The following is a 15,471-nucleotide window of genomic DNA, read 5'->3' as shown; positions in this document are numbered from 1 at the left end:
GAGCCGCAGATCATGTCGACCACCCCGCCGAACCGCCGCCGCGACGCGGTCGAGACGAGCGTCCTCATCGAGCGCGCTGCGATCGACCTTGTTCTGGAGCACGGCTACGAGGCGGTCACGGTCGACATGATCTGCGAGCTCGCCGGGGTGAGCCAGCGCACCTTCTTCAACCACTTCAAGACCAAAGACCTCGCCCTTCTCGGTCCGGGCGGACCCGCGATCGACCAGCGCGCGGCACGCGCGTATGTCGCCGCGAAGGGCCCGCTGCTCCAGGGCGCAGTCGAACTGATCCATATCGAACCCGGACAGATGGCTGCCGACCCGACGCTCCTCGCGGCCCGGATCCACGCGGTCGGCACCAGCCCCGCGCTGGTCGCGCGGCAGATGGAACGCCTCTCCATGATCGAGGAAGAGCTGGAGGAAATCATCCAGCTCCGCCTCCGCACGCAATGGCCCGAGGAGGACGCCTCAGATCTCTCCGCGCAAGCGGAGCTCATCACCCACCTCCTTGCCGGGGTGATGCGATTCATCGCCATGAGCTGGGCCGACGACGTCCGACGCGGGCACGAACCGAAGATCGATCCCGGGCACGTTCGCTCCACCCTGGACAGCACGATCCGCAAGCTCGGGTCGGAGAGAGGGTGATCAGCGAAGCGGCCCGTCGGAGACCGCGGGGTCGGAGGTGCCTTTCGCGGAATCCGGGAGGAGCAGCTCGTCGACATAGCAGAATCGCCAGGTTTCGCCCGGTTCCGCGGACGCGATGATCGGATGTCCGGAGGCGGTGAAATGCTCGGTGGCGTGACGCCCCGGCGAGTCGTCGCAGCAGGCGATGTTCCCGCAGCTGGTGCACAGACGCAGGTGTACCCACTCGAGGCCGTCTTCTCGGCAGCGTCGACACTCCAGCGGCCCGTCCGGCTCGTTGACGACGAGACTGTCGAGGTGCGTGCACTCTGAAGACGTCGTGAGCTCGCGAACGTAGGTGAAGTTGCCTCGGAAGAGTCGGTCCGGGAGTATCCGCGCGAGCATGTGCGAGCGGGATGCCGCGAGGGGGCTGAGCACCGCGAGGATCAGCAGGTAGAGCGCGACGAACGGACCGACCCTCTCGTCGAGACCGGCAGCGATTGCAAGCGACGCGAGAATGAGCGAGAACTCTCCGCGCCCGAGAAGCGTGAGGCTGATGTTCGCTGCGGCACGTTGATTGAGCCGGTACATCCGAGCGGCGATGACGCCGGCGACCACATTCAGCGTCACCGTGAGGAGCACGGCGAGGAGCGCGGGGAGGACGACGTCGCCGAGCTCACGGACGTCGATGGTGAGCCCGAACGCGATGAAGAACACCGCCGCGAAGACATCCCGCAAGGGCAGCACGACGCGCTCGACCCGATCTTTCAAAGACGTCCGCGAGACGACGAGGCCGATCATGAGCGCCCCGATCGCATCCGACACCCCCAACTCGGCGGAGGTACCGGCGACGAGGAAGACCAGGCCGACGACACCGATGGTGAGCAGCTCCTCCTCCCGGCTTCGAATGACGGCGGCGATGACACGCCCCCCGAATCGTGCAACGACCAGCAGGACGAGAAGGAACAGGAAGCTCGTTCCGATATCGACGACGAGTGCCAGCGGTGACTCCGCGTCACCCAGAATCGGCGTCAGGAGCGAAAGATACAGGGCCAGGAACAGGTCTTCGACGACGATGATCCCGAGGATCAACGGAGTCTCCGCGTTGGCGAGGCGGCGCAGCTCGATGAGGAGTTTCGTGACGATCGCGGAACTGGAGATTCCCAGGGCACCGCCGATCACCAGGGCCTCACCGACGCCCCACCCCAGGAACAGTCCGAAGACGATCCCGCCACTGACATTGAGACCGATGTAGGTGAATGCGACGAGGACGAGGCGTCCGCCGCTGGCTCGCACCTGCTCGAGCGGGAACTCCACTCCGAGGTGGAACAGCAGAAGGACGAGACCCATCGTGGCCAGGAACTCGATGACCGCGGGATCGTCGATCAGCACGGGGCCCGGCGTGCCCGGTCCGAGCAGGATCCCCGTCGCCATGAAGAACGGGATGGTCGGAAGGCCGATGCGCCGACCGAGCCGGGCGAGCAGCGCTGCGACAAGCAGGAGCGCACCGACGGCGATCAACTCGTTGATGGGGATCCCGAAGGGCGCGCCCACGATGTTCACGCCGGGTGGCTGCACCTGGCCGTCGAGGATCGTCATCTCGGGTCAGTCGGTGATGTACGAACCGTTGAGTACTGCTCCCAGGAGGCGAGCCTGTTCGGCGGAGAGCTCGATCACGGAGGTGGGGTCGGTCGAGCTGTTTTCGAACGAATAGATCTCGCGCCGGCCATCCCTGTGCTCGATGACCGACACGCGCTGTGGGGCCCGATTTCCGGCGACGTCGTATCGCGTCCCGATACCTGGCATCTCGACTTTCCGCACGTGGCTGCCCATACCGCTGATGATAAACATGCGGGTGCATCCTCTGCCACGGATCAGTCGAGGCGCGAGGAGTCGAATCACCGTGCCTTCCTCCTGAAGCCGGGGGCACCCCGGGCCGATCCGTTGCCGGCTCAGACGGTTGTGGCGGGGACCACGCCGTCGGCGATGGCCGCGCACAGCGCCGCGTGATCGCGCTCGGTCACGTCGGCGTAGTCCACGGCGAACGACGCGACGGCCTCGTCGAAGGCGCTGGAACCGCCGAGGTAGCCGGCGATCATCGCCGCCGAACCTGCGCGGGCGTGGGCCCGAGCGAGGACCGCGCCGCACACGCGGCCGTACATCGCCAGACCCTCGCCATCCAAGGCGGTCAGGTCGACACCGCCCTTCATGTCTCGCAGTTGGCGCACGAAGTACTCCCGGCGTGGGAGGCGGGTGCCTTCGGTCCAGCCGAGGAAGGGATCGCTCGCCGCCTGGAGCAGCCGCTGCCCGTCCACCACGCGACGCCCCGCGTGCTCCGGCGACGTGGATGCGGCTGGCGATATCGTCTCGAGGACTGATCGACCCGCTTGCTTCACCTGAAGAAGCAGTGCATCGCCGTCCCCGGACTCGAACAACAGGACGAGCGCCCGCGTGCCGACGCTCCCCACTCCGACGACTTTGTGGGCCACGGCCCGGTAGCCGAACCGACTCAGGAGCACCTGCCGGTCAGGGGTGAGGGTGGAGAGGTATCGGTCGAAGAGAACTGCCACTCGTGCATCGATACCCGACTCGAGGGGGTCGTCGACGGGCACGAGGAGGGGCTGATCGGCGCGAAAACGCAGCCGTCCGTCGGGCGCGGCCTCGGTCAGCTTGCCGACAGCCACGTCGCCGGTGTTGCGGAGTGATTTCTTCGCGGCCCGCCGCACCCCCTTGCCGAGCGCCGTGCGCCGAAGACGTGCGGCGAGCTCGTCCACTTCGACCCGCGCGTACCACGCCTCCAGGGGAGGCATGGCGGCCATGGCGGCGATGGTCTTCCGGTACGACTTCACTGTGGTGACCGCCGCCGCGTGCCTCGCGGCATCGCTCGCCCCGCCAGCACGGGCGGCCACGACGACGCTGGCGGCCAAGCGTTTGACGTCCCACTCGAAAGGGCCCGGATACGTCTCATCGAAGTCGTTCAGGTCGAACACCAACGACCGGTCGGGCGCCGCGTACATACCGAAACTGGCCACGTGCGCGTCTCCGCACAGTTGCACGGTCAGGCCGGTCGAGGGGCTCGCCGCCAGGTCTCGGGCCATGACCGCTGCCGAGCCGCGAAGAAAGGCGAACGGGGATGCGGCCATCCGGCCGTACCTCAGCGGGATCAGCCCGTGCTCCCGAGCGTCCTCCTGCGCGCGAAGCACCCCGACCGCGTCCCGGTCCGGCCGATCCGCCCCGGACTCGGCATGGGCGGCCAGCGGCAGGTCTGACCGATGCGCCTTCCCCTGAGCGCGCAGCTCCGCACGCGTGGGAGGCTGAACGCCGAAGCCGCCGAGGGCTGACCCCTCGATCGATGCGGCTCGGCTCCTGATCTCGGCGCTCATGGCAACCGTCCTTCGTGGAGCGTGGAAGGCGACTCGGGTCGCACGGTGGCTTCAACCTACGCCCCGGCGCAGGGTCGATGAAGCCTCGACCCCACTGTTCGGGGTGGATCACGAGGTCAACCCTGAAGCTGGTCGAGCACGGCGAAGAGGTCTTCGATGTGCCAGGATTGCGCGATCTTGCCGCTCGACAGCCGGTGGAAGTCGAACGCGCGGAATTCGACGATCCGACCGGTCGGCGCGACCCCGAGGAACTCTCCGAGGTGCGTGCCCCGCGCCACGACCCGCGTGGCGACCCGGTCACCCGAGATCAGGACGTCTTCCACCGTGACGCTCAGATCGGGGAACGCCGCGCGAAGAAAGGCGACCGTTGCCGTGAAGCCTTCGACGCCGGCCGGAACCCCAGGGGGAAGCGGGATGTCTTCCCAGCCCTCGGAGAGAAAGTCACGGGCGGCGCTCGTGTCTCCGCTGGACATCGCTTCGTAGAACCGCCGAACCGTCGCCTCCGCGTCGTTCAGCTCGCGTGCGCCTTCGCCCCCACCATCTTCGACCCCCTCGACGAAGACCAGAGTGCGCTCGAGCGCCGTCTTGGCGATTTCGCGAGCCGGTGCGTACTCGGCGGAGTGGTACCACCGATGGGTGTGTTGCATGTCGGGGAACTCGATGAGAACAACCCGCTTGTCCGGTGCCCACTCGCCTTCGGCGATATCGGCCTCGGCAGCAAGCACTCGGAATGTTCCACCGTATGCGGCGACGGCCGCACGGGTCAGCTCGGCGTAGTGCTGAGCACCGGCTTCGTCGAGCACGGTGACTTCGGTAAGGCTGTATGCGGGCATGACGGTCTACTCTCGCTGAATGATCGGGTCGCTGACAGGAGCTCACTACGGTCCTCGGGGTTTTCCCGCCGCAGCATCCTGGTTTTCAGATTGTTCCCATCGGTCTGCGATAGGAAACGAGCATTCGACGTGAAGTCACAACCGGGGGCGCTCGATGCCTGATCTGCGGCAGCTTCGTGTCTTTCTCGCGGTGGCTCGGGAGCTGAACTTCACTCGGGCGGCGTCGGCGTTGTTCATGACGCAGCAGGCGGTCTCGAAGACGATCGGGCAGCTCGAGCGCGACCTGGGCGTTCCTCTCTTCGAGCGGTCGACACACGATGTGTCGCTTACGCCGGCGGGCGCCGAGCTGCAGCGCGGCGCGCCTGCGGCCCTCTCGATGGTCGACGCAGTTCTCGAGCGCGTGCAGCGCGTAGCAAGCGGAACGGCGGGGACGGTCGAGGTCGGTGTGTCGCCCGCGCTCAGTCAAGGAGAGCGGCTGGCCCTGGTCGACGCGCTTCGCGTGAACGTACCGTCATTGTCCGTCGTCATGCACGAACTCCGACCGGAGCACGTGCGTGCCGCCCTGCGCGACCGTCGCGTCGAGCTCATGTTCGCTCGGTCGGTTCTCGTGGCGCCCGGTATCGACGGCGTTGCGCTTCGGTCGACGCCCGCACGGCTGTACGTGCCCGCACGCCACCGATGGGCCCAGCGAACAGACGGTGTGCACCTTCGGGAACTCGATGGCGAGCGGCTGCTGGTGTGGAACGAACCCGGCACACCTCTGACCGATGGCCTCCTGCGCCTGGTCGCCGCGCACGGGGCGACGATCACACCCGTGCTGTCGCGGGCCAGCGGCCTGGGGGTGTCGTTGAGCGACCTCTCCGAATCGGATGTCGTGGCGATTGCGTCGCCAGACGCGACCCGCGACCCCGAGATCGTGCAGCTCGAGATCGCGGAACCGGTCTCGCTGCCCGTCGTCGCGATGTGGACGCGCGGTTCGCGCCCGGCAACGGTCGACCGAGTGGTGGCGCATCTGGGCGACGTACCAGGGTCCGGATAACCTGCCCGACCGCGGAAGTTCAGCTCCGGACAGTCTTGAAAGTCCGGAACAGGGCGTGGCCGATGATCAACACAAGTCCGAGTGTGCCGACCGGAACGCCGACCATTGCCAGGATTCCCGCGCCGATGTTCGCATCCGGAGCCGTCGGGTCCAAGAGCAGAACCACGCCGACGAGCATGGCGAACCCGCACCCAAGAAGGACAGTACCAATGTGATGAATCTTCATGATCTCCCTGGAGGCGTCAGACACCCGCTCCGAAGAACCCTACGCGGGGAAAGACCGCGGAAACATCGCCGAGACCCGACGACGCGGATCTCGAGGGGCCGCCCGCAGCGCTGAGGGCCGGGTCGCACAGGAGTTCGACGCCGCCTGCCGCTCACTTCCGTCCGTCGATGCCGTGCGAAGGGCTGGCCGCCCCTGAACAGGGCGGCCAGCCCTGACCATTAGTCGTTCGCGATGGTGGCGAAGACGCCGTCCGCCCCACCGCGCAGCGCGTCGGCGGCAACCTGCGGGTTCCAGAAGTCGACGTAGCGAGTGATCTTCCCGTCGGTCGTCTCGACAACCGAGATGTATGTCTGGTTGTAGGGGCGGCCCGTAGTCAGGGCGGTGCCGACGCTCGAGAATTCAGCGATGACGAGCGACGGGTCTGCCGTCTCGTGGAAGACGAGGTCGGTGAACTTCACTGAGAAGTGCTTCGGGAAGTTCTGCATGTAGTCGAGCAGTTCGGCTTTTCCACTCACCGCCTTCGGAAACCCCTCGGGACCGTAGGGGAACTCGAGCACACCCTCATCCGCGAACAGCTCCACCCACTCGGGGATCCGGCCCGACGACAGGTAGTCGAGGTGATTGCGGAAGGTCTGGCGCGCGGCGTCCCGCACGTTGTTGATAGTCATGTCTTTCACGACCGCTCCTTTCATTGCCCGCTTAAAGCGAGTTATTTCTCTTTACAGTTCGACGTTAGCACGCGTGCGTTCGAAACGCGAAATTATTCGCGATAGCAGCCAGGGCCACACCGTCCGCGACACTCCTCGCGTTAAAGTGAGCCGATGAATGATCCGGCGTCGCGGAAAGCCCAGCGTCCGGGCGGTCGCTCCGCCCGCGTCCGCTCTGACGTTCACGCAGCGGTGACGGCCCTCCAGTCGGAGCAGCCGCTAGCCGAGATCACGATGGCTCGGATCGCCGAGCGGTCGGGTGTTCACCTCGGCACCCTGTACCGCAGATGGGGCAGCGTGGACGGCGTCCTGCTCGACGTCGTGAGTGAACGGTTGAGCGCGCGCTCGCCGGTGCCGGATACCGGCGACTACGCGAACGACCTGCGGGAGTACGCGCGCCAAGCCGCGGAGGATCTCGCGGGCTCGGAGGGAGTACTGCTCCTACGCACGCTCGTCTCCGTGCGACTCGGCGACGGGGGCTCTTTACCGCCAGCCTTGTCGCGTCGGTTCGACGAGCTTCAGCTCATGCTCGACCGCGCGGCGGCCAGAGGTGAGACGGTGCCCACGTCCGAGGACGTCTTCGAGCTCGTCATCGCCCCACTTTGCGCAAGCTTGCTGTTCGGGACCGATCCACCCCCGGTAGAGCGGTTGGTCGAGAGGGTCGACCTCCTCGCCGCACACGCGGCCGACACTGAGGGCAAGTAAATCGGGGGGGGCTCCCCGTATCCGCCCAACGGTTGCAGCGGACCCTCGTCGAAATCTGCCCCACGGCAGAAGCGGACGGCCGGCGGATTGCCGCGGCGCTCCTCGGTTGGAAACGAAAGCCCTGGCGAAATAGGAGAAGCGCCGCGCTCCAGGCGCGACGCCTCTCCCCAAACGAATCCAACCGAGAGCAAAATCGGCGTCTGATAAAGGATTTATAGCGGTGACGGTGGGATTTGAACTCATATCCCCCGGTCTCTCATGGGTGTGCGAGGCCATGCTCGCCTGTGTTTGCGCGGGAGTGGACCTTCCGCGGGTGCCCCCGAGGCTATCGATCGCGACACGTTCTTCCTCACGGTTTACTCGCGGTGGGGCACGCATCCGGTGCTTCACCATGCGCGCCGCGTCTCGGCGGCTCTCGATTGCTCAGCGCGCCCATCTCCGCCACCCAGGCGCCTATCGCCCCAGCGTGCAGGCTCCACTTGCGACTCTCCGACCGATCGAGCCGAGCCCGATCGAGCCGGTCGAAGGGGTGCGAATCGGCCGTGCGGGCAGATGTCATCCGTCGGTGCGGACGGCGCCGGTCGAGGAGGGCTGCTGGCCCGCAGCATCCGAGATCTCGGACCGGACGATCTCCGCCCCGGCGCACAGCGCGGCCAGCTTCCCGCGAGCGACGCTCGACGCCAACGGTGCCATGCCGCAGTTGGTCGACGGGTAGAGCTTGTCCGCATCGACGAAACGCAACGCGGCGCGCAGCGTGTCGGCGACCTCCTCCGGCGTCTCGACGGTGTTCGTCGCCACGTCGATCGCGCCGACCATGAGCTTCTTCCCCCGGGCGAGGTCGAGAAGCTCGATCGGCACGCGGGAGTTGTGACGCTCCAGAGAAAGGATGTCGAGACTCGACCGCTGCAGGGTGGGAAGGGTCTCCTCGTACTGGCGCCACTCGGATCCGAGCGTCTTCTTCCAGGTGGTGTTGGCCTCGATGCCGTACCCGTAGCAGATGTGCACCGCGGTCTCACAGGACAACCCGGATGCGGCGCGCTCCAGCGCGGCGATCCCCCAGTCGTTCGCCTCGTCGTGGAACACCGTGAAGGCGGGCTCGTCGAACTGCACGATGTCGACACCGGCGGCGGCGAGGTCCTTCGCCTCCTGGTTGAGGATTCCGGCGAACTCCCACGCGAGTTTCTCCCGGCTGCGGTAGTGCGCGTCGAAGAGGGTGTCGACCATGGTCATCGGACCGGGAAGAGCCCACTTGATGGGCCGGTCGGTGTGCGCGCGCAGGAACCGGGCATCATCGACGAACACCGGCGCGCCCCGGGAGACATCCCCGACGACCCGTGGCACAGCTGCGTCGTATCGATCCCGGACTCTCACCGTGGCGCGGTTCTCGAAATCCACCCCGACGAGATTCTCGATGAAGGTGGTGACGAAATGCTGCCGCGTCTGCTCCCCGTCACCGACGATGTCGAGGCCCGCTTCGAGCTGATCGGCAAGGGAGAGTCGCAGCGCGTCCCGCTTGCCGCCGGCGAGTTCCTCACCGGTCAGTTTCCACGGCGACCAGAGGGTCTGCGACTGTGCGAGCCACGATGGCTTCGGCAGGCTGCCCGCCGTCGAGGTGGGAAGAAGTCTGGTCGGGATGTCTCGTGTCACCGTTTCTCCTCCGGATCGCCGGTCTGAGCGGACTGCAGGTCGGACCACCGCTGCAGCCTCTCCCCGTGGGGGGCGATGAGCACCTCGTCGGCGAATCTCCCCTGCTCGACGGCGAGACGCGCGCGCTCATCCCGGTCATAGGTGACCTGCGTCGTGGAGAAGTCGGTGTGCTCCAGGCTCGGACGATATCGCGCACCCGCGGCGGCGTTGGCGTTGTAGATCTCGGGTCGATAGATCTTCTGGAACGTCTCCATCGTGCTGACCGTCGCGATGAGCGGAAGGTTCCCGTAGTCGCTCAGAAGGTCGCCGCGGAAGTAGAACGCCAGCGGCGCGACGCCGCCGGGCGGCATGAAGTAGCGGACGCCCAGTCCCATCTTGGCGAAGTAGGTGTCGGTGAACGAGTACTCGTCCTGCACGTACTCCACACCCAGAAGGGGATGACGGTTGTCCGTCCGGTGGTAGGTCTTCGTGCTCGACGCGCTGAGGCACACGACGGGCGAGGTGTCGAAAGCGCGGGTGTACGCGTCGGACGCGAGAAAGGCGCGGAACAGGTTCCCGTGGAGCTGTCCGAAGCTCTCGGGGATGCCCCCGCTCGGGCTCTCTCCGGCGAGACGGGGCAGGAGGATGCTGAAGTCGTAGTCGCGCACATACGAAGACAGGTTGTTGCCGACGATGCCGGGGATGCGCCGGCCGAGCCGCCGGTCCACGATCGTCGTCTGAAGCATCTCGATGAGCGGGAAGGCGGGCGTTTCGAGATCGGCTTCTCCGCCGCTGTCGATCTGGAGGCCCACCGAGACGATCTGGAGTTCGACGCGGTAGCGGTCGCGGTCGGGATTGTCCCAATCGGCGAGATCGTTGAAGCGCGCGTCGATCATCGTCAGGACGTTGCGCAGGTTCTCCTGACGGCGCTCACCACGGGCGAGATTGGCGTAGTTGGTGGTCAGCCGGGTGCTGCGGGGCGGCACGTACGTCTCGTCGAACCGCGTGCGCTCGACACGGAATGTCAGGCCGACGGGACAGTCCGCATCGGACTCGGCCGACTCCGATGCGGCAGCGGGCCGGTGAGAGACCGGGGAGACAATACTCATCGAGGATCCATCGGGTTCGGGTGGCATGTAGTCGTCCTGACGATGAACCCTTCACCACGGGCATGCAAGTGCGGCGTAACACAGGTACGCACACCACCCGACAGGGGCGCGGGGCGCACAGTCGTCACCATCCGCGCAGCGCGGCGGACGGCGTGGGACCGAGCGCGATCGGCCGGGTGGAGGAGAGCGCCCACTGGCTCCAGGATCCGACGTAGATGCGCGTGTCGATCCCCGCGCGTGCGAACGCGAGCGCCGAGTGCGCAGAAGCGATCCCGGTGCCGCAGTAGAGCGTGATCTGCGCGCTCGGATCGACGGACGCCGCGGCGATCGTCGCGCGGATGTCCTCGGCCGACCGGAGTGTTCCATCGGGCGCGATGTGGGAGACGGTCGGTATGTTGACCGCGCCCGGGATGTGGCCGGCCACGTCGTCGAGTCGGGTCGACTGACCCCGGTAGTGCTCGGGCGACCGGACGTCGATGAGGTACCCCGAGGCGGGTGCTCGTGCCGCATCATCGATGGTCGCGACCCCTGGATCGCGCTCGGAAAGGATGATGTCGCCCCGCGGAGGCAGCACGTCACCCCGCTCGATAGGAAGACCGGCCGCCACCCAGGCGCGGATGCCCCCGTCGAGCACTCTCACATCCACGCCTCTTTCGCGGAGAAGCCACCACGCGCGCGCGGCCGGCACCGCATCGTTGTCGTCGTACGCGACGACGAGGTCGCCCTCGCGGATCCCCCAGCGTCTCGTGGAGTCCTGAAGGGCGGAATGTCGCGGCAGCGGGTACCGTCCGACCTCCGGATGGCCGCGGTCTGCCAGTTCTCGCTCCAGGTCGACGTAGACAGCGGCGGGAAGATGGCCCGACACATACCCCGGTCGCCCCTCCGGCAGGTTCAGACGCCACCGCACGTCCAGCAACCGCACACTGCGCCCCGCCCTCAGCTCGGAGGCCAGCTCGAGCGCGGTGATCAGCAGCGGCATACATCGAGTGTCCGAAGTCCCGCGCAGCATGTCGTGGAGCGGTGAAACAGAGCGCAATCCGCCGACCATCGACGAAACAAAGCGGCCAGGACCGGACGTCACAGTTCGTCGCACAGCGGTGCCCCTCCGCAGCGAGAACCCTAGCCTGGCGCGGAAGAACCAGGTCTTCCCGACCCCGCCAGTGAGGAACCCATGTCGTCCATCGTCGTTCTCGTCGGCAACCCGCAACCCGGTTCGCGCACCCGGCTCGTGGCGGAGGAGCTCGCCGGCCAGCTGGCCGAGCGGACAGGTGCTCACGCCGAGCCCACCATCGATCTCGCCGACGTCGCGGAGAGGGTGTTCCGATTCCCCGACGAGGACGTCGACGCCTTGCTCTCACGCGTCGCTGCCGCGGGCATCCTCATCGTCGCCAGCCCGACGTACAAGGCGGCGTACACCGGGCTGCTCAAGGCGTTCCTCGACCGCTATCCGTCTTCCGGACTGGCCGCGGTGACCGCGATTCCGGTGATGACGATCGGCGCGCCGGCGCACGCCCTCGCTGTGGAGCACACGCTGCGACCGTTGCTGGTCGAGCTCGGGGCCTCGGTACCGAGCCGCGGACTCGCCTTCCCGGCATCCGTCATCGACGATCGACGGGTCATCATCGCCGAATGGCTCGAGACGGAGGGCTCTCGCATCCGACCCCGTGAGTGAAGAGTTCTCTGTGACGCGAGATGACGAGCTGTGTTTCCTCGGGTGACGCACCGATCGGAGGGGCCCCGAGGGCGGCTCTATTCTCCCTTCATGGTTGCCCGGCGTTCGATCCCCCCTCTTCAGATTTGGCACGCGATGCACCTCGCCGTCCTGAACTCGCAGGCTGAGGAAGACTCGCCCACCGACGAGGGAGCGAACGTCGATGCCCGTTGACGGGCTCGGGTTCGCGACCCGGCAGATCCACGCCGGCGTGGAACTTGACCAGTCCCACCGCCCGCGCGCGACACCGATCTATCTGACGGCCGGATTCGTGTTCGACGACTTCGATCAGGCGAACGAACGGTTCGCCCAGGCCGATGACGGCTACAGCTATTCACGGGCGGGCAACCCGACGAGCGCGGCGGTCGAGCGGCGCATCGCCGACCTCGAGGGCGGCGCGGATGCGCTTCTCGTCGGGAGCGGCCAAGCCGCGGTCTCCACCGCGGTGCTCGCCCTGGTCGGCGCGGGCGACCACATCGTGTCGGCGAACAGCATCTACGAAGGGTCTCGCGAGCTCTTCCGCGACAACTTCGCCCGACTGGGCATCACGACATCCTTCGTCGGTGACGCGAACGACCCGGAGGCGTGGGAGGCGGCCATCCGGCCGGAGACACGAGTGCTGTTCGCCGAGTCGATTCCGAACCCCAAGAACGACATCCTCGACATCCGCGCCGTCGCCACCGTCGCCCAGCGCCACGGCATCCCGTTGATCATCGACAACACACTCGCCACTCCCTTCCTTCTGCGGCCGATCGAGCATGGTGCGGACATCGTGGTGCACTCGGCGAGCAAGTTCCTCGCCGGCCACGGCACGGTTCTCGGAGGGGTCATCGTCGACGCGGGCAGGATCGACTGGACCGCGACCGACGGCCGCTACCCGCACCTCTCGGACGACCGCGGCCCCGACGGGCGCACGGTCGCCGATCGCTTCGGCCGCGCCGCGTTCTCGGCGTACGCGAGGTCGGTCGTCGCGCTGCGGCAGGGGCCTTCGCCGTCGCCCTTCACCGCGTTCCTGCTCCTTCAGGGCATCGAGACGCTGTCGCTGCGCGTGCAGCGGCACTCCGAGTCCGCCCAGCGCATCGCCGAGTGGCTCGAGGCGCATCCCGCTGTCGAGTCCGTCGACTACAGCGGACTCGCATCCAACCCCTACCGGCCACTGGCGGAGCAGTACCTCCCGCGGGGGCAGGGGTCGGTGTTCGCCTTCACTCTGCGGGGCGGGAGGGATGCCGCGAAGACGTTCACGAATTCCGTGCGGCTGTTCACCCGGATGACCCACCTCGGCGACGTCCGCTCGCTCGTGCTTCACCCCGCCTCGACCACGCACGTCCACCGCACGGAAGACGAGCGCGTCGCCGCGGGCATCGGGCAGGGACTTCTGCGCGTCTCGATCGGCCTGGAGGATGTCGAGGACCTGATCGCGGATCTCGACCGCGCACTGGCCGCGGTTCAGGCTGCCGATCTCCTCGAGCGCGCGGGGATCGCATGACCAAGCAGCAGCACTTCGGCTGGTTCCTCTCGCGCGGCTTCGGCCCTCACGGATGGGGGCGCCCGTACTACGAGTGGAACTACGACTGGCGCACACCCGGGCTCTACCAAGAGGGCGCCCGCACCCTCGAGCAGGCCGGTTTCGACTTCGTGCTCATCGAGGACGCCCTCTCCGTCGGTATCAGCCCCGCCACGCTCGACCTCCGGGTGCGCAAGGCCTACGGGGGCCCGAAGCACGATCCGTGGACGCTCGCCCCGTACCTCTTCGCCGCCACCGAGCACCTCGGCGTCATCCCGACCGCCAACCCCGCCGCCTGGCATCCGTACACCGCCGCCCGTCAGTTCGCCTCGTTGCAGCACCTGTCCGGTGGCCGCCTCGGACTGAACGTGGTGACCGATGTCGGGTCTGCCCACCACTTCGGCCAGGATCGCCTGCCGCACGATGCGGCCTACGACCGCGCGCAGGAGTGGCTCGAGGCGCTGCGACTGCTGTGGCGCAGCTGGGGTGACGGAGCACTGATCGCCGATCCCGAGACGCAGATCTACGCCGACGGTACGAAGATCCGCGCTGTCGAGCACCGCGGCAAGTACTGGTCGTTCGACGGTCCGCTGAACGCCGAGCCGCTCTCCTCCGAGCCGGTCATCGCCTCACCTGGAGGGTCGCCGCGCGGCATCCGATTCGCCGGTGAGAACTCGGACATCCAGCTCGCCCTGTCGAATCTCGACGTCGAGGCCGTGCGCGGCTACCGCGAACGCGTTCGCGCCGACGCGGTCGAACACGGCCGCGATCCCGGCGCCATCAAGACGATGTTCGTCTTCAAACCCATCGTCGCGTCTTCCACGGAAGAAGCCGACCGTATCGTCGCCGCATCCGCGAACCCCGACGACGCGGCACTCCTCGCGGTCGCCGAGGCATGGTCCAGCGACCTCGAAACCGACCTCACCACCCTCGATCTCGACCGACCCCTGGACCCGGCGATCTTCGGCGAACACGTATCGCAGGGAACCATCAAGGGCCTTCGCGGTCGCTTCGACTCCTTCGCCGACGTGCCGTTCCGCGAGATCCTCGCCGGCAAGGCACGGCTCGGCCGCATCGGCGACGGCATCAGCGGCACCGTCGGGACGGCCGAAGAGCTCGCCGATGTCATCCAGGCTCTCGGGGACGACGCCGACAACGACGGGCTCATCTTCTCGGGCGACCTGCACCCGGTCACGCTGCACCGCGCGCTCGACGAGATCGTGCCGATTCTGCGGCGCCGCGGCATCCTGCGTACCGAGTTCGCGGGAGGCGGGCTGCACGCGAACCTGTCGTCGTCCTGAGTCCTCAGCGGCGGTGAGAAGCGAGAGAAGGCGCCGCGCACGAGGCGCGACGCCTTCCTTCGATACCTCTGAACAGAGTTCGGAGCACCTCTTGATCAGGGATTTATGGCGGTGACGGTGGTGTCTGGGGTTCAGGACATCGTGGACGCATGTCTCGGGTCATCATGGACGGCTCGTGGTGTCGTCGTCTGATGTCTCGAGACATCGTGAACGGTGGCCAAGTACGAGGTGCTCATCAAAGCCGTCACCGTCCAGGGACTGTCCTACCGGCAGGTCGCTACTCGGTACGGCGTCTCCAAATCGCTCGTGCACAAGCTGCACCATCGATGGCTCACGGAGGGCGAGGCCGCGTTCGATCCGCAGTCCCGGCGGCCCCGCTCAAGCCCGAACCGCACCCCTCAGCGGCACGACCTCGCGGGCCACGGTCTAGATGGTCCTGACTGCCGCAGGTCGAGTCACCCCGCAGCCTCAGAAACGACCGCGCTCCTCATGGCGCAGGTTCTCCGCGGATCGACCCAACGAGCTCTCGCAATCCGACTTCACCCACGTCCAGCTCAGCACCGGACACGACGTGGAAGTGATCGGCTGGCTCGATGACCACTCCCGCTACCTGCACCTGAGCGCACATCGCCGGGTGACTGGCCGCACCGTGACCGATACGTTCACTACCGCCGCCCCAGGAACACGGGTACCCCACCGGCACGCT

Annotated in this window: 16 protein-coding genes; 7 read left to right on the top strand and 9 right to left on the bottom strand. The window is 67.1% G+C overall.

Translation table 11 applies throughout. From position 1 onward, the window contains the following. The first annotated feature begins 12 nt into the window (after positions 1–12). Entirely contained in the window at positions 13–645 is a 633-nt protein-coding gene (locus tag DT073_RS04215; RefSeq protein WP_124292252.1) for a TetR/AcrR family transcriptional regulator, read from the top strand. Here the strand turns inward: DT073_RS04215 and DT073_RS04210 are convergent, their stop codons facing one another. The 4 genes from DT073_RS04210 to DT073_RS04195 form a co-directional block, all read right to left on the bottom strand. After that, positions 646–2,220, bottom strand: a complete 1,575-nt coding sequence (locus DT073_RS04210; protein ID WP_124292251.1) for a cation:proton antiporter domain-containing protein — start codon at positions 2,218–2,220, stop codon at positions 646–648. Positions 2,221–2,226: 6 nt separating this feature from the next. Then, positions 2,227–2,454 (bottom strand): cation:proton antiporter regulatory subunit, encoded by a 228-nt coding sequence (locus DT073_RS04205; RefSeq protein ID WP_164478142.1) that lies wholly within the window; start codon positions 2,452–2,454, stop codon positions 2,227–2,229. 119 nt (positions 2,455–2,573) lie between these two features. After that, positions 2,574–4,004: a DUF2252 domain-containing protein gene (locus DT073_RS04200; RefSeq protein WP_124292249.1), complete on the bottom strand. Its 1,431-nt coding sequence runs from the start codon at positions 4,002–4,004 to the stop codon at positions 2,574–2,576. 116 nt (positions 4,005–4,120) lie between these two features. Then, the gene (locus DT073_RS04195; protein ID WP_205783016.1) at positions 4,121–4,837 is read right to left on the bottom strand and encodes an ester cyclase; all 717 of its coding nucleotides are present in this window, start codon (positions 4,835–4,837) and stop codon (positions 4,121–4,123) included. A gap of 154 nt (positions 4,838–4,991) precedes the next feature. On the opposite strand from DT073_RS04195, the gene DT073_RS04190 reads away from it, so the two are divergent. Beyond that, positions 4,992–5,876 carry a LysR family transcriptional regulator gene (locus DT073_RS04190; RefSeq protein ID WP_124292248.1) on the top strand — a complete coding sequence of 295 codons (885 nt, stop codon included), beginning with the start codon at positions 4,992–4,994 and terminating at the stop codon, positions 5,874–5,876. Positions 5,877–5,895: 19 nt separating this feature from the next. Here the strand turns inward: DT073_RS04190 and DT073_RS04185 are convergent, their stop codons facing one another. Both DT073_RS04185 and DT073_RS04180 read right to left on the bottom strand, forming a co-directional pair. Next, complete coding sequence (locus DT073_RS04185) at positions 5,896–6,126, bottom strand: hypothetical protein (RefSeq protein ID WP_124292247.1); 231 nt, start codon at positions 6,124–6,126, stop codon at positions 5,896–5,898. Between the two features lie 194 nt (positions 6,127–6,320). Then, entirely contained in the window at positions 6,321–6,770 is a 450-nt protein-coding gene (locus DT073_RS04180; protein ID WP_124294342.1) for a nuclear transport factor 2 family protein, read from the bottom strand. 153 nt (positions 6,771–6,923) lie between these two features. Here DT073_RS04180 and DT073_RS04175 point away from each other — a divergent pair, with 153 nt between their 5' ends. Beyond that, positions 6,924–7,514: a TetR/AcrR family transcriptional regulator gene (locus DT073_RS04175; protein ID WP_124292246.1), complete on the top strand. Its 591-nt coding sequence runs from the start codon at positions 6,924–6,926 to the stop codon at positions 7,512–7,514. Between the two features lie 555 nt (positions 7,515–8,069). On the opposite strand, the gene DT073_RS04165 is transcribed toward DT073_RS04175, so the two are convergent. The 3 genes from DT073_RS04165 to DT073_RS04155 form a co-directional block, all read right to left on the bottom strand. Beyond that, complete coding sequence (locus DT073_RS04165) at positions 8,070–9,161, bottom strand: methionine synthase (RefSeq protein ID WP_240638762.1); 1,092 nt, start codon at positions 9,159–9,161, stop codon at positions 8,070–8,072. Next, entirely contained in the window at positions 9,158–10,249 is a 1,092-nt protein-coding gene (locus tag DT073_RS04160) for a putative oxygenase MesX (protein ID WP_124292245.1), read from the bottom strand. Before DT073_RS04160 ends, DT073_RS04165 begins: the two co-directional genes overlap by 4 nt. 124 nt (positions 10,250–10,373) lie before the next feature. Continuing rightward, complete coding sequence (locus DT073_RS04155) at positions 10,374–11,228, bottom strand: sulfurtransferase (protein WP_124292244.1); 855 nt, start codon at positions 11,226–11,228, stop codon at positions 10,374–10,376. Positions 11,229–11,420: 192 nt separating this feature from the next. Between DT073_RS04155 and DT073_RS04150 the strand changes: the two genes are divergently transcribed. The 4 genes from DT073_RS04150 (at position 11,421) to DT073_RS04135 (ending at position 15,362) form a co-directional block, all read left to right on the top strand. Next, positions 11,421–11,921, top strand: a complete 501-nt coding sequence (locus tag DT073_RS04150) for an NADPH-dependent FMN reductase (protein ID WP_124292243.1) — start codon at positions 11,421–11,423, stop codon at positions 11,919–11,921. Positions 11,922–12,123: 202 nt separating this feature from the next. Continuing rightward, positions 12,124–13,446, top strand: coding sequence for an O-acetylhomoserine aminocarboxypropyltransferase/cysteine synthase family protein (locus DT073_RS04145; protein WP_124292242.1), 1,323 nt, complete (start codon positions 12,124–12,126; stop codon positions 13,444–13,446). Beyond that, positions 13,443–14,765 carry an LLM class flavin-dependent oxidoreductase gene (locus tag DT073_RS04140; protein WP_124292241.1) on the top strand — a complete coding sequence of 441 codons (1,323 nt, stop codon included), beginning with the start codon at positions 13,443–13,445 and terminating at the stop codon, positions 14,763–14,765. Before DT073_RS04145 ends, DT073_RS04140 begins: the two co-directional genes overlap by 4 nt. Positions 14,766–14,978: 213 nt before the next feature. Continuing rightward, positions 14,979–15,362 (top strand): helix-turn-helix domain-containing protein, encoded by a 384-nt coding sequence (locus DT073_RS04135; RefSeq protein ID WP_124292240.1) that lies wholly within the window; start codon positions 14,979–14,981, stop codon positions 15,360–15,362. Positions 15,363–15,471: the final 109 nt, after the last annotated feature.

This window comes from Microbacterium sp. ABRD28 (genome assembly GCF_003850245.1).
In the GTDB taxonomy this organism is placed as follows: Bacteria; Actinomycetota; Actinomycetes; order Actinomycetales; family Microbacteriaceae; genus Microbacterium.
Note: the sequence above shows the minus strand (reverse complement) of the source record. Positions and strands in the feature narration are given on the sequence as shown.

What these genes read in the sequence shown, in the direction of transcription:
- DT073_RS04210 (WP_124292251.1), bottom strand. Translation starts at nt 2,220, where the DNA reads ATGACGATCCTCGACGGCCAGGTGCAGCCACCCGGCGTGAACATCGTG.
- DT073_RS04160 (WP_124292245.1), bottom strand. Translation starts at nt 10,249, where the DNA reads ATGAGTATTGTCTCCCCGGTCTCTCACCGGCCCGCTGCCGCATCGGAG.
- DT073_RS04155 (WP_124292244.1), bottom strand. Translation starts at nt 11,228, where the DNA reads ATGCCGCTGCTGATCACCGCGCTCGAGCTGGCCTCCGAGCTGAGGGCG.
- DT073_RS04195 (WP_205783016.1), bottom strand. Translation starts at nt 4,837, where the DNA reads ATGCCCGCATACAGCCTTACCGAAGTCACCGTGCTCGACGAAGCCGGT.
- DT073_RS04140 (WP_124292241.1), top strand. Translation starts at nt 13,443, where the DNA reads ATGACCAAGCAGCAGCACTTCGGCTGGTTCCTCTCGCGCGGCTTCGGC.
- DT073_RS04175 (WP_124292246.1), top strand. Translation starts at nt 6,924, where the DNA reads ATGAATGATCCGGCGTCGCGGAAAGCCCAGCGTCCGGGCGGTCGCTCC.
- DT073_RS04145 (WP_124292242.1), top strand. Translation starts at nt 12,124, where the DNA reads ATGCCCGTTGACGGGCTCGGGTTCGCGACCCGGCAGATCCACGCCGGC.
- DT073_RS04180 (WP_124294342.1), bottom strand. Translation starts at nt 6,770, where the DNA reads ATGACTATCAACAACGTGCGGGACGCCGCGCGCCAGACCTTCCGCAAT.
- DT073_RS04215 (WP_124292252.1), top strand. Translation starts at nt 13, where the DNA reads ATGTCGACCACCCCGCCGAACCGCCGCCGCGACGCGGTCGAGACGAGC.
- DT073_RS04200 (WP_124292249.1), bottom strand. Translation starts at nt 4,004, where the DNA reads ATGAGCGCCGAGATCAGGAGCCGAGCCGCATCGATCGAGGGGTCAGCC.
- DT073_RS04190 (WP_124292248.1), top strand. Translation starts at nt 4,992, where the DNA reads ATGCCTGATCTGCGGCAGCTTCGTGTCTTTCTCGCGGTGGCTCGGGAG.
- DT073_RS04150 (WP_124292243.1), top strand. Translation starts at nt 11,421, where the DNA reads ATGTCGTCCATCGTCGTTCTCGTCGGCAACCCGCAACCCGGTTCGCGC.
- DT073_RS04205 (WP_164478142.1), bottom strand. Translation starts at nt 2,454, where the DNA reads ATGGGCAGCCACGTGCGGAAAGTCGAGATGCCAGGTATCGGGACGCGA.